Origin of the sequence: Synechococcus sp. RSCCF101 (genome assembly GCF_008807075.1) — a bacterium.
GTDB lineage: Bacteria > Cyanobacteriota > Cyanobacteriia > PCC-6307 > Cyanobiaceae > RSCCF101.
Window position 1 is genome coordinate 77,177 of the sequence record NZ_CP035632.1, and the last position, 12,069, is coordinate 89,245.

Genomic DNA, 12,069 nt, shown 5'->3' on the forward strand with positions numbered 1-12,069 from the left:
GTCAGACGTCAGCCCTCCAGCGCCGGTGCGGCCTGGGCGAGGGTCGCCGGTGCATTGGCCGCCAGCCAGGCGTCGTAGGCCTCGGGTTCCTCCACCACGACCGTGGAGCGCATACCGCCGTGATACGGGCCGCACAGCTCGGCGCAGACGATCGGGTAGCGACCGGGCCGTGTGGCCGTGAAGCTCACCACCGTGGGCTGGCCTGGAATCACGTCCTGCTTGATGCGGAACTCAGGCACCCAGAAGGCGTGGATCACGTCCTTGGAGTTCATCAGGAGCGAGACGGGTCGATTGGCGGGAACGTGCAGTTCGCCGCTCACGAAGCCGGGGCCCGGATAGTTGAAGATGAAGGCGAACTGCATCGCGGTCACCTCCACCGCCACAGGACCGTCCGCAGCCGATGGGGTCTCGCTCGAGACGAACGCTCCGGACGGACCGCTGGATGATTCCGACCCCTCGCTCGGTGGCCAGCCGCCACCGATGCCCCCCCAGATCTTCTCGCTGTGGCCGGAGGCGTCATGGGCGGCACCATGGTCATGACCCAGCGGCGCCATCCCGCCCATGCGGTCGTAGATGTCGTAGCTGTAGAGGCCCACGAACAGCACGACAATCGCGGGAACGGCGGTCCAGAAGACCTCGAGCTGCAGATTGCCCTCAATCGCGACACCATCACCGTGGTCGCCCTCGCGACGGCGGAAACGGATCAGGCTGAACAGCAGCAGACCCAGAACGCCGAGAAACAGAACGGCCCCAATTGTGAACAGAACCTGAAAAAGCTCGTCGTAGATCGGAGCGTTCGTGCTCGCATCGATCGGCAGGAGCTGAACGTTGTCGCCCAGCCAGAGGGCCGCCAGCACCAGCGCCATCCCGAGGACGAGCGAGAGAATCGGGCCTGGGATCGGCATGGCAGCGGCGGGCGCTGAAAGGACTGCGTTCACTGTATGGAGCGCCACAGAGTCCGCGGGCTGGCATGAAGCGGCTGTTGGAAAACGCGATGTGACTGTGTCGTTGCGATGACAGGCGGCACCGCCCAGCTGCGATCGAGGTGATGCCGCTGTCACCCACGTTGTCGCGATCCGACACGATCCGGTGTTCCACTGATGACGGAAGGCGGTGTTTCAACTCCCATCAGTGCAGGAATCTTCTGCAACTCATGGCTAGTTTGTGACCCCCAACCCGGTGCCTGACGCTGCGCACATGTCCATCGCTTCCGATCACGACGAACTGGGGCGCTTTGTCCGCGTCAGCGGCCATCTTGTGCCTGCCCTTGTGGCGCTCGTTGTCATCGGCGGCGCCACGCGGGTGATGGAAGCCGGGCTCGCCTGCCCTGACTGGCCGCTCTGTTACGGCAGCCTGCTGCCCGGCCGGCAGATGAATCTCCAGGTGTTCCTGGAGTGGTTTCACCGCCTCGATGCCTTCGTCATCGGTGTGTCCTTCGTCGTGATGCAGGTGGTGGCCGTGGTCAGGCGCCGCCAGCTGCCCGTATGGGTGCCGTACTGGATGACTGCTCTGCTCAGCCTCGTGCTGATCCAGGGCGGACTCGGAGCGCTCACGGTGCTGGCCCTTCTTCCCGCCGCGGTGGTGACGGGGCATCTCGTCACCGCCCTGCTGCTGGTGGCCGTGCTCAGCGCCGGTCACCAGGCCCTGCGGCGGGACTGGCTCCCCGGCCAGGCCTCCGATCCAGCCCCATCCACCCTCTGGTGGGCAGCGACCCTCCCCGTTCTTCTGCTGGTCACCGCCCAGTGCCTGATCGGGGGCTGATGGCGAGTCAGTGGGCCGCGCACCTCTGCCTGTCCCAGGGCTCCGGCTGCCAGTGGCTCGGTCTGCACCGGCGTCTGGCCACCCCGGCCGCGCTCTCGGTGCTGATGCTTGTGGCCTCGGGCTGGCTGTTCAGTCCGTGGTGCCGCCGGCACTGGGGACTGCCCGCGGCCTCGGGTGTGCTGGTGCTCAGCCAGATGGCGCTCGGCGTGGCAACGCTGCGCCATGCCCTGACCGTTCCCGCCCTCACCATCGCCCATCAGCTGGTGGCGTGCCTGCTCGTGGCGGTGCTGGCCGCCCTGGCGGCGCGGGCACGTCCCTCGGTCCGCCCTGAGGCCCCGCTCACGGCAGCAGAGCCAGCTGCTGCCGCCGCCGAATCGCTTCCACCCGCTCTGATCCCCCATGGTTAGTGCCTCATCCGTCCGCGCCGACGTGGTCCCGTCCCGCCGGCTGGTGCGACTGCCGGCCTGGCTCGAGGTGGCCAAGCCCCGGCTGATCCCCCTCCTGCTGGCCACCACGCTCGGTGGCATGGCTCTGACCGAGTCCTGGCCCCTGCCGTCACCCCGGCTCGCCTGCACCCTCGGGGGCGGTGCCCTGGCCGCCGCAGCCGCCGGCGTCCTCAACTGCGTCTGGGAGCAGGACCTCGACGGCCGCATGGGCCGAACCCAGCAGCGGGCCCTTCCTTCGGGCCGGCTGTCGGCCCGCTCCGCCGTCATCGGAGCGATCGCCTGCACCCTGGCGGCCTCCACCCTTCTGGTGGCCGGGGTCAACTGCCTGGCGGCGGGTCTCTCGCTCCTGGGGCTCTGCAGCTACGTGTTGCTGTACACCGTCCTGCTCAAGCCCCGCACCACCCAGAACATCGTCATCGGCGGTGTGGCCGGCGCGATCCCGCCCCTGGTCGGCGCGGCGGCGGCCACCGGCCACATCGGCCTGGGTGGCTGGTGGCTCTTCGCCCTGGTGATGGTCTGGACCCCGGCCCATTTCTGGGCCCTGGCCCTGCTGCTGCGCGAGGACTACCGCTCCGTCGGCATTCCGATGCTGCCGGTGGTCCATGGCGCCGCCGTCACCGCACGGGCCATCGGCCGTTACGGCTGGGCCACGGTCTGCCTGAGCGGCCTGGGGGCACTCGTGCTTCCTGAAGGCGGTGCCCTCTATGCCGTGCTGGTGGTTCCCTTCAACGGCAGGTTGCTGCAGATGATCCGTCGCCTCGGCGATGCCCCGGACGACCGCAGCGTTGCCGGCGGTCTCTTCCGCTGGTCGATCCTCTATCTCTTCGGCATCTGTCTGCTGCTGCTGCTCAGCCGCGATCCCCATGCGGCCCAGCTCACGAGCCAGTCCCTGCAGCTGCTGGGCCTTGGATCCGCTGCCTAGAGTCCGCTCCGGCGCCGCCGGCGCGGCCCATGCAACGCAACGGGATCATCAGCCGCTCTGCCTCTGTGATTGAGCTTCAGCACCTCAGCAAGCACTACGGCTCTGTCGAGGCCCTTTCCGATCTCAGCCTCACCGTTCCCCAGGGCAGCCTCTACGGCCTGCTCGGGCCCAACGGAGCCGGCAAGACCACCACACTGCGGATCCTGGCCACCCTCCTGGCTCCCGAGTCCGGAGCGGTGGTGGTGGCCGGCATCGATGCGCTGAGCGATCCCCGCTCCGTCCGCGAACGACTGGGCTATGTGGCCCAGGAGGTGGCGCTCGACAAGATCCTCACCGGCCGGGAGTTGCTCCGCTTCCAGGGGGATCTGCACCACCTGCCCCGCCTGGAGCGGGAACGGCGCATCAGCGATCTGATCGCGCTGCTCGGCATGGAGGAGTGGATCGACAGGCGCTGCGGCGGCTATTCAGGTGGCATGCGCCGGCGTCTCGATCTGGCCACGGGTCTCCTGCACAGGCCGTCGGTGCTGGTGCTGGATGAGCCCACCGTCGGGCTCGATATCGACAGCCGCACCGCCATCTGGCAGGTGCTGCGCCAGCTCAGCCGCGAGGGAACCACCGTGCTGCTCAGCAGCCATTACCTCGAGGAGGTTGACCTGCTCGCCGATCGCCTCGCCATCATCGACAGCGGCCGTGTGATCGCGGAGGGCAGCCCTGAGGCTCTCAAGCAGGAGCTGGGCGGTGACCGGATCACCCTGCGCATCCGCGAGTTCGCCGAACCGGAGGAGGCCTCGCAGGTGGCCTCCCGCCTGCGTTCCAGCGCCGGTGTTCAGCAGGTGGTGATCAACCGTGCCCAGGGCTGCTCACTCAACCTGGTGATCGATTCCGAGCTCCGCCTCGAGGGGCTTCGCGCCGAGCTGGACCGCTGGGGCGTGGACGTCTTCTCCCTCACCCAGAGCCGGCCCAGCCTGGATGACGTCTATCTGCAGGCCACCGGCCGCACCCTGATGGATGCCGAGCTGGCCCTGGCCAGCCAGCGCGACCCGAAGGCGGAACGCAAGCGCGCCATGCGCTGATCCATCCGTGCCCACCTCTGTCCCCGCTCCGCCCACCATGACCAGTGCCGTTTCCGGCCCAGCTGATTCCACCGCTTCCCGGCCCGTCCCGGCCCCTGCTGCCGCCGATCTGCTGCAGGAGACGGGTGCCCTCACCGGACGGCTGTTCCTGCAGCTCATCCGCCGCCCGTCAACCCTGGTCGCCGGCGTGCTGCAGCCGCTGATCTGGCTGGTGCTGTTCGGGGCCCTCTTCGCCCGGGCGCCCGAGGGGCTTCTTCCCGGCGGCATGGCCTACGGCCGTTTCCTTGGGGCCGGGGTCATTGTCTTCACGGCCTTCAGCGCCGCTCTCAACGCCGGACTGCCGGTGATGTTCGATCGCGAGTTCGGCTTCCTCAACCGGCTGCTGGTGGCTCCGCTGCGTTCCCGGGCCTCGATCGTGCTCGCTTCGGTGCTCTACATCACGAGTCTGAGCCTGGTGCAGAGCCTGGCGATCATGCTCACCGCCTCGGCACTCGGCTACGGCTGGCCTGGGCTGGGCGGGCTGCTCCTGGTGGTGCTCACCCTGGGCCTGCTGATCCTCGCCGTGACCGGCATCAGCCTCGGGCTGGCCTTCGCCCTGCCGGGCCACATCGAACTGATCGCCGTGATCTTCGTGGCCAATCTGCCTCTGCTGTTCGCCAGCACGGCCCTGGCTCCCCTCAGCTTCATGCCCCCCTGGCTGGGCTGGCTCGCGGCCCTGAATCCCCTTACCTTCGCGATAGAGCCGATCCGGGCTGCCTATGCCGCTCCCTTCTCGCTCAGCCAGGTGGTTCTCGAGGCTCCCTACGGCTCACTCACAAGCCTCTCCTGTCTCCTGGTCCTGGCGGCACTGGCGACCGTCTCCTTTCTCCTGATCCGCCCGCTGCTCAATCGCAAGTTGTCCTGATCGCTCCGCTGCCGTGATGTCCCCCGCTCCAGCCCCCTTTGGCCTCACGGCATCCGAGCGCACCGCGCTCCAGCGAGACGCTCTTGTGGCTGGCCTTGAGCTCGCCGGCGATCAGACCGTGAGCCTGATGCTCACCCGCTGGGTGCACCGCTTCTCCACCGAGTCCCTGGGCGATCTGCTCGAGACCTGTTCCGAGCCGGCCCGCCAGCGTGCCCTCTCGATCCTGGAGGCACCCCTCGCCGCTGCTTCCTTGGCCGCCCCCGCCGCTACCTCTGTCTCCGAGGCCGACGAGCAGGTGCAGCCGGACGCCCCCGAGCCGGAGCCCGAGAGCGTGGCCAGCGCACAACAGGAGGTCACCGCTGCCGCTGTAGAGCCTCAGGTCACCGCCGAAGCCGACCTGGAGACGGATCTCACCGCTGCCGATTTCGAGGCGGAGATCACCGAAGCCGCCCCGGAGAAGGCCGTCACAGACGCGGACCTGAAGACGGAAATCACAGCCGCCGCCGAGCCTGAGGCGGAAGACTCATGGCTCTCCGACCCGCCCGCTTCCGAGGCGGTTGCTCCGGACCCAGGACCCGCCCGGTTGCTGGAGGACGTGGCGCTTCAGCTGCTGGCCGAAGGCGCGCCGGTGGCCACGGCTGGCGGTGAGACCGCCGGTGAGGACGCTGTGGACCCGGCCGAGCCGCAGCCGCCCGAGCGTCGGCACGACCCACAGCAGCCGCGTCCCTCCCTGGCCCAGTTGCGGTCCTGGCTTCCCGACGCCTCCCTGGCCAGCTGAGTCGTGGGTGACACCCGCTCCACCACGCCGTCCGGGCGCCTGATCGTCTCGGTCCAGGCGCCCGAGGGATCGCCTCTGCGTCAGCCCGATGTGATCGCAGCGCTGTCCGAGGCCTGCCTCGGTGCCGGCGCCGCCGGGGTCAGGCTCGACGGACCGGAGGCGATCGCGGCTGTGCGGCGACGCTGCCCGCAGGCGCTGATCGTGGGCCTGTGGAAGCGGATGCTGCCCGATAGCTCCGTGTACATCACGCCCCGATGGCAGGACCTCAGGCAGGTCTGGGCTGCCGGAGCGGACGTGATCGCCCTGGATGCCACATCAAGGCCGAGGCCGGGCGGCGAGGGGCTTGCCGAGCTGGTGGTCCGGGCGCGGGAGGAGCTGCAGGCGGTGCTGATGGCCGATGTGGATGGCATCGACAGTGGGCTGCAGGCCGCCGAGCTGGGCTGTCAGTGGGTGGGCACGACGCTCTATGGCTACACCGAGGCCACGCGATCCTGCGCTCCACCGGCCCTGCAGCTCCTGCCGGAGCTGAGGCGGCGGCTGCCGGAGGGCATCCGGCTGATCTGCGAAGGGGGACTGTCCTCCCCGGCACAGGCGACGGAGGCCTGCCGCCTCGGTGCGGATGCGGTGGTGGTGGGCACCGCCCTCACCGGTCTGGAGCATCAGGTGAGCACCTACCGCCGCCAGCTGGATCCGACCTGACAGGTCCGCCCACCCCGATCGGCGTGGGCCCTGCAGCGGATGCCGGAGCGCGGAACGTAACAATGGCCTGAGTCGCGATGGACCGGCGATGCGATTTCTTGGGGTGGGGGCGGTGATGGCCGGCTCCTGGCTGATGACGCTCCCGTTCCCGTTCTCCACCCTGCCGATGGGTGAGCTTCAGGCCCTGAACCGGGAACTTGGGCACCTCTGCAGTGCGCCGCCTCCGGAGGCCCGGAGGGTCTGCCGGATTCATGCCCGTCTGGTCCGCTCCCTCTGAAGCGGACCCGTGCCGCATGCTGCGCTCCGGGCGCTCACATCATGCCGGGCATGCCCATGCCACCCATGCCACCCATACCGCCCATGCCACCCATGTCGCCACCGGGGGCTGCGGGAGCCGGAGGCTCGGGCTTGTCGGCGATCACCGCTTCGGTGGTGATGATCATCGCGGCGATCGAGACGGCATCCTGAAGGGCCAGACGCAGCACCTTGGCGGCATCGAGGATGCCGGCGGCCATCAGATCCTCGTAGCCGTCGCTGGCGGCGTTGTAGCCCTGATTCAGGCGCTGGATCTCGGCGGCGACAACGGCGCCGTCGCGACCCGCGTTCTCGGCGATCTGGCGCACGGGTGCCGCCAGGGCTCGCCGCACGATCTCCACGCCGGTGCGCGCATCGCCGGTTTCCGAGTCGGCCAGGCTCTGGAGCTCGCCGGCGAGGCTCAGCAGTGTGCTGCCACCGCCCGCCACGATTCCTTCCTCAACAGCGGCCCGGGTGGCGTTGAGGGCGTCCTCGATCCGCAGCTTCCGGTTCCTGAGCTCCGTTTCGGTGGGCGCTCCCACCTTGATCACCGCCACGCCACCGGCGAGTTTGGCGATGCGCTCGTTCAGTTTCTCCCGGTCGTAGTCCGACTCGGTTTCCTCCAGCTGGCGGCGGATCGCCGCGACCCGGTCCTTCACGGCGGCGTGATGGCTGTCCTCGGCCACCAGGGTGGTCGTGTCCTTGCTGATGGTCAGCTTGCGCACCCGCCCCAGGTCCTCGGCCGTGACTTTCTCGAGGGTCATGGCACGGTCCTCGCTGATCACCGTGCCGCCGGTGAGGATGGCGATGTCCTCGAGCATGGCCTTGCGGCGGTCGCCGAAGCCGGGTGCCCGCACCGCAGCGACCTGCAGCACACCGCGGCTCTTGTTCACCACGAGGGTGGCCAGGGCTTCACCCTCCACTTCCTCCGCGATGATCAGCAGCGGGGCGGCCATCTTGGTCACCATCTCCAGGGCCGGGATCAGGTCGGCCACCGCTGTGATCTTGCGGTCGGTGATCAGCAGACGCGCATTCTCGAACTCGCAGATCTGGCGGTCCGGGTCGGTGACGAAATAGGGGGAGGCGTAGCCCCGGTCGAAGGCCATGCCCTCGGTCACCTCCAGTTCCGTCGCCAGCGACTTGGATTCCTCCACGGTGATCACGCCGTCGGCGCTCACCTTCACCATGGCCTCGGCCACCATGCGGCCGATCTCCTCGTCACCGCTGGAGCTCACCGTGGCGACCTTGCGCACGTCGTCACCGCTGATGCTGCGGGAGCGCTGGCTGAGTCCCGTGACCACCTGGGCGCAGGCCAGTTCCATGCCGCGGCGCAGGCCCACGGGATTGGCCCCGGCAGCCACGTTGCGCAGCCCTTCCTGAACCATGGCCTGGGCGAGAACCGTCGCCGTGGTGGTGCCGTCACCGGCTTCATCCTTGGTTTTGGAGGCCACCTGCTGAATCAGCTTGGCGCCGAGGTTCTCGAAGGGGTCCTCCAGCTCCACCTCGCGGGCGATGGTCACACCGTCATTGACGATGTCCGGCGCGCCGAAGGACTTCTCCAGCACCACGTTGCGACCCCGCGGTCCGATGGTGACCTTGACGGCATCCGCCAGGGCGTTCACGCCGCGCTCGAGTGAGGCGCGGGAATCGTCCGAGAAGCTGATCAGTTTGGCCATGGCCGGCGACGGATTTGGTTGAAGGCTCCCACGGGGAGTGACCCCGGCCGGAAGTGGGGAAACCCGTATGGATGCTCCGGTGTGGCAGGTCCCGGCCTCCGGCTCGATAGCGTTTCGGTGTGGCCGATCCACCTGATCCCCGATGGCCGACGGCAGCACCCTGATCTTCCTGCTCGTGGCCGGGCTCGGGCTGGCCATGGCACTGATCTACGTTCCGCTGCGGATGCTGCTGACCCTCACGGCCCGCAGTCGCCGGCTGCGCCTGCTGCAGCGGATCCGCCGCCTGCGCGAGGAGCTCGGGCAGCCGCTCGACAGCCCCTGAACTCATCGAGCTCGCCTGCGCCGGCCTCAGGCCATCACCATGCCCCCATCCACCTGCAGCACCTGCCCGGTGATGTAGGCCGCCGCAGGATCGGCGGCCAGGAAACGCACAGCGCCCGCCACCTGCTCCGGTGTGCCGAGACAGCCGAGGGGAATGGTGCCGAGCAGGCTCTCCTGATCGAGGCCCTTCGTCATGTCGGTGGCGATGAAGCCCGGGGCCACCGCGTTCACCGTGATGCCCCGGCTGGCGAACTCCCGGGCGGCACTCCGTGTGAAGCCGATCACTCCCGCCTTGGCGGCGGCGTAGTTGGCCTGGCCGGGGTTGCCGGTGAGGCCCACCACGGAGGTGATGCTCACGATCCGGCCCGCCTTCTGCTTCAGCATCGGCCGGGCCGCGGCGCGCGTGCAGAGAAACACACCGCTGAGATTGAGATCCAGCACCGACTGCCAGTCGCTCGTCTTCATCCGCAGCAGCAGGCCGTCGCGGGTGATGCCGGCGTTGTTCACCAGGACGTCGAGACGGCCGCGCTGGCCGAGCACCTCCTTCATCAGGGCGTCCACCTGCTCCTCGCTGGCGACATCCGCCTGGATCGCCATCGCCTCGCCGCCGTTGGCCCCGACCGCCGCCACGACGCTCTCCGCCTCCTCGGAGGATCGGGCGTAGTTCACCACCACGAAGGCCCCGGCCGCGGCGAGTTCCAGAGCCACGGCCCGTCCGATGCCGCGGCTGGCTCCCGTGACCAGGGCCGTCTTCCCCTCGAGATCACGCCCGCGTGCCGTGGAGGACACCATCGCCGTTGCCAACTGCTGGATGTGACTGTCTCATGGAGATGGACAGGCCCGTCGTCAGGGCATGTGGCAGCGGCTGCCCGGGAGGGCGCCCGCCGCAGGGGGGCGGCGGTGCAGGATGCCCATGACACGCCGCGCCACCGCTTAGCTGGACCGGCCGGTGCGAGAGGCGCGTCATCACCCGTCCCTGCTCATGCTGGAGGCCACGGCGCGTCGGGTCTCGGGCGGCAGCGCCTCCGGACCGGGGTTCCGGGCGCTGGTCTGGGATCTGAGCCGGTCCGGCTCCTGCCTGATCTGCCACCGCTGGAGCCCTGCCTCCGATGGCTCCGCCTTCGAGCTGACCATGGTCACCGGTGCGGATGTGCTCTGCGACGCCCTGCCCGCCACGTTCCGCTTCCAGCAGCCCATGGATCTCTCCCTGCTGGGCTTCTGCGGCTGAGCGCCGGGGAGGTTGCTCCTGGGGGCGCGGGCATCAGCCCGACATCGAATCGATGCCCTGCACGGCCCGCCCCAGCAGCTCGGTCAGCCGCCTGAGCTGGTCCTTGGTCCCCAGCACCACCAGCAGCTGGCCCGCCTCCAGGGTCACATCCCCGCTGGGGTTGGCGATCAGCTCACTCTGGCTGGTGCCGTAGCTCGCTCCGCGATAGGAGAAGGGAGTGGGGATGCTGGGAGCGGGAGTGCGGATCGCCAGCACCAACGCACCCGAGCGACGCCCCAGCTGCAGCTCCGCCAGGCTCCGCCCCTGCAGCTCGCCCATGTCGCGGGGATCGCCGCTGAGCTGGAACTCATCCACCTCGCATTCGGAGCCGGAGAGCAGGTCCATGAAGTCCACCGCCAGCGGTCTCAGGGCGGTGGCCGCCATCGTTCGGCCGCCGGCCACGTAGGGGCTCACCACCTGATTGGCGCCGGCCAGGCGCAGCTTGCGTTCCGCCTCCTCGCTGTCGGACCGGGCAATCAGGCGACAGCGGGGAGCCAGTCCCCTGGCGCTGAGGATCACGTAGAGATTGGCCGCATTGCTCGGCAGCGCCGCCACCAGGGAGCGGCAGCGGTGGATGCCCGCTTCCAGCAGAGTCTCGTCGAGGGTGGCGTCGGCCTGGAGCACGAGCAGGCCGCTGTCCTCGGCTGCCCGCTTGCGGGCCTCGTCGAGTTCCACCACCAGCAGCGGTGCACCGTCCTGCCGGATCTGCTCGGCGATCTCCCGGCCGATCCGGCCGTAGCCGCAGAGAATCACGTGGTTCTGCATGCGCCGAAGGGTTCTGCTGAAGCGCAGATACCTCATGCTGCGGAAGTAGCCCGACTCTGTCAGCTGCAGGAACCGCTGCAACGTGAACTGCACCACCACCAGACCACCGGCGATGATCAGCACCGTCACCAGCCGTCCGGCCTGGGACAGGATCTCCACCTCCCCGTAACCGATGGTGGTGATGGTGATCAGCACCATCCACAGGCAGTCGCCCCAGTCCCAGCCCTCGGTGATCCGGTAGCCGAGTGCCCCGCCGAAGACCACCAGCACCAGGGCGGAGAGCGGTCGCAGCCAGGGACCGAGCAGGCGCTGCCAATCCCCGCGAGCCGCGCGGCTCATCCCATGCCGAGCGCCTGAAGCACCTCCTGGACGGACACCTGGGCGCCGGTGAGCCCCTTCACCTGCTCCCGCTGCGGCAGGGACACGGCGCCGGCACCCAGGGCGACGGTGGGGATGCCGTTGTAGAGGGCCAGGCGCGTGGCGGCGGGGTTCTCGCTCAGCAGCAGGTCAGCGCCGGCGATGAGCGCCGCGCGCTCGACGGGGTTGCCGGTGGGGTTGAGCCCGTGCACCCGCAGGTCGGGAAGCCTCACGCGCAGCTGCTCGAGCAGTTCCTCACGGTGGGCATGGAGCCAGTCGCCGGAATCGCCGGAGCCGGCCAGCAGCAGGAGCGGGCCTGTCCCCGCCGGGAGCTCGGTGCTGGCACGGTCGAGTGCCGTGCGGGGCAGCCTGAGGCGGAAGGCATCCGCATCAAGGCTCATGCCGAGCGGTTGCAGATGGGCGGCCAGCTGCTGCGGTGGCCAGAGCCCGTCATCCGGCTGCACCACGCTGGTGCTGGCGAAGCCGCCGCTGGCGACGCGATTGGGAATGTGGCTGAGCGAGAGCAGCAGGTTCACCGGCCAGCCGGCGGCCAGGTTCACGCAGGCCTGAAAGTCGGGCTCCCGCACGGCCCCCAGCAGATTGGCCCAGTCCGCCAGGCTGGCGCTGCTCTCGAAGCTGAAGGGAATCGCCTTCTCCACCTCCGGCAGCAGCTTCCAGATCGGAGCCATCGCCATCGGGCAGGCCACCTGCACCTGGGCATTCAGCTGGGCCGCAGCCGCAGCCACCGCCGGGAGGGCATCGAGCTGATCGGCCTCCCCCCCGGGATCAGAAACAACACGCGCATC

Annotated in this window: 15 protein-coding genes; 10 read left to right on the forward strand and 5 right to left on the reverse strand. The window is 69.2% G+C overall.

All coding sequences use genetic code 11. The features are described 5' to 3' along the window. Nucleotides 1–8: 8 nt before the first annotated feature. On the reverse strand, nt 9–905 hold the full coding sequence (locus EVJ50_RS00400; protein WP_150881868.1) for a cytochrome c oxidase subunit II: 897 nt from the start codon (nt 903–905) through the stop codon (nt 9–11). 292 nt (nt 906–1,197) lie between these two features. Between EVJ50_RS00400 and EVJ50_RS15285 the strand changes: the two genes are divergently transcribed. From EVJ50_RS15285 to EVJ50_RS00435, 8 genes are all read left to right on the forward strand, one after another. Next, entirely contained in the window at nt 1,198–1,761 is a 564-nt protein-coding gene (locus EVJ50_RS15285) for a heme A synthase (protein WP_370455542.1), read from the forward strand. After that, nucleotides 1,761–2,168, forward strand: coding sequence for a hypothetical protein (locus EVJ50_RS15290; protein WP_370455543.1), 408 nt, complete (start codon nt 1,761–1,763; stop codon nt 2,166–2,168). Before EVJ50_RS15285 ends, EVJ50_RS15290 begins: the two co-directional genes overlap by 1 nt. Next, on the forward strand, nt 2,161–3,129 hold the full coding sequence (locus EVJ50_RS00410; RefSeq protein ID WP_150881869.1) for a heme o synthase: 969 nt from the start codon (nt 2,161–2,163) through the stop codon (nt 3,127–3,129). Before EVJ50_RS15290 ends, EVJ50_RS00410 begins: the two co-directional genes overlap by 8 nt. A 29-nt stretch (nt 3,130–3,158) precedes the next feature. Next, entirely contained in the window at nt 3,159–4,202 is a 1,044-nt protein-coding gene (locus EVJ50_RS00415) for an ATP-binding cassette domain-containing protein (RefSeq protein ID WP_150881870.1), read from the forward strand. 37 nt (nt 4,203–4,239) lie between these two features. Further along, nucleotides 4,240–5,106, forward strand: coding sequence for an ABC transporter permease (locus tag EVJ50_RS00420; RefSeq protein WP_150881871.1), 867 nt, complete (start codon nt 4,240–4,242; stop codon nt 5,104–5,106). 16 nt (nt 5,107–5,122) lie between these two features. Then, complete coding sequence (locus EVJ50_RS00425; protein WP_150881872.1) at nt 5,123–5,884, forward strand: hypothetical protein; 762 nt, start codon at nt 5,123–5,125, stop codon at nt 5,882–5,884. Nucleotides 5,885–5,887: 3 nt separating this feature from the next. Beyond that, the gene (locus EVJ50_RS00430) at nt 5,888–6,583 is read left to right on the forward strand and encodes an N-acetylmannosamine-6-phosphate 2-epimerase (RefSeq protein ID WP_150881873.1); all 696 of its coding nucleotides are present in this window, start codon (nt 5,888–5,890) and stop codon (nt 6,581–6,583) included. Between the two features lie 88 nt (nt 6,584–6,671). After that, nucleotides 6,672–6,860, forward strand: a complete 189-nt coding sequence (locus EVJ50_RS00435; protein ID WP_150881874.1) for a hypothetical protein — start codon at nt 6,672–6,674, stop codon at nt 6,858–6,860. Between the two features lie 34 nt (nt 6,861–6,894). Here the strand turns inward: EVJ50_RS00435 and groL are convergent, their stop codons facing one another. After that, nucleotides 6,895–8,553 (reverse strand): chaperonin GroEL, encoded by a 1,659-nt coding sequence (groL, locus tag EVJ50_RS00440; RefSeq protein WP_150881875.1) that lies wholly within the window; start codon nt 8,551–8,553, stop codon nt 6,895–6,897. 142 nt (nt 8,554–8,695) lie between these two features. Between groL and EVJ50_RS00445 the strand changes: the two genes are divergently transcribed. After that, nucleotides 8,696–8,875: a hypothetical protein gene (locus tag EVJ50_RS00445; protein WP_150881876.1), complete on the forward strand. Its 180-nt coding sequence runs from the start codon at nt 8,696–8,698 to the stop codon at nt 8,873–8,875. Between the two features lie 26 nt (nt 8,876–8,901). Here EVJ50_RS00445 and fabG read toward each other — a convergent pair whose 3' ends face one another. Next, nucleotides 8,902–9,666, reverse strand: a complete 765-nt coding sequence (fabG, locus tag EVJ50_RS00450; RefSeq protein WP_150881877.1) for a 3-oxoacyl-[acyl-carrier-protein] reductase — start codon at nt 9,664–9,666, stop codon at nt 8,902–8,904. A 157-nt stretch (nt 9,667–9,823) separates the two neighbouring features. Here fabG and EVJ50_RS00455 point away from each other — a divergent pair, with 157 nt between their 5' ends. Continuing rightward, nucleotides 9,824–10,102, forward strand: coding sequence for a hypothetical protein (locus EVJ50_RS00455; RefSeq protein ID WP_191964805.1), 279 nt, complete (start codon nt 9,824–9,826; stop codon nt 10,100–10,102). Nucleotides 10,103–10,135: 33 nt separating this feature from the next. On the opposite strand, the gene EVJ50_RS00460 is transcribed toward EVJ50_RS00455, so the two are convergent. Then, nucleotides 10,136–11,245: a TrkA family potassium uptake protein gene (locus tag EVJ50_RS00460; protein WP_150881879.1), complete on the reverse strand. Its 1,110-nt coding sequence runs from the start codon at nt 11,243–11,245 to the stop codon at nt 10,136–10,138. Next, nucleotides 11,242–12,009 (reverse strand): glycosyltransferase family 9 protein, encoded by a 768-nt coding sequence (locus tag EVJ50_RS00465; RefSeq protein ID WP_150881880.1) that lies wholly within the window; start codon nt 12,007–12,009, stop codon nt 11,242–11,244. The genes EVJ50_RS00460 and EVJ50_RS00465 overlap by 4 nt, the downstream gene beginning before the upstream one ends. Between the last annotated feature and the right edge of the window lie 60 nt (nt 12,010–12,069).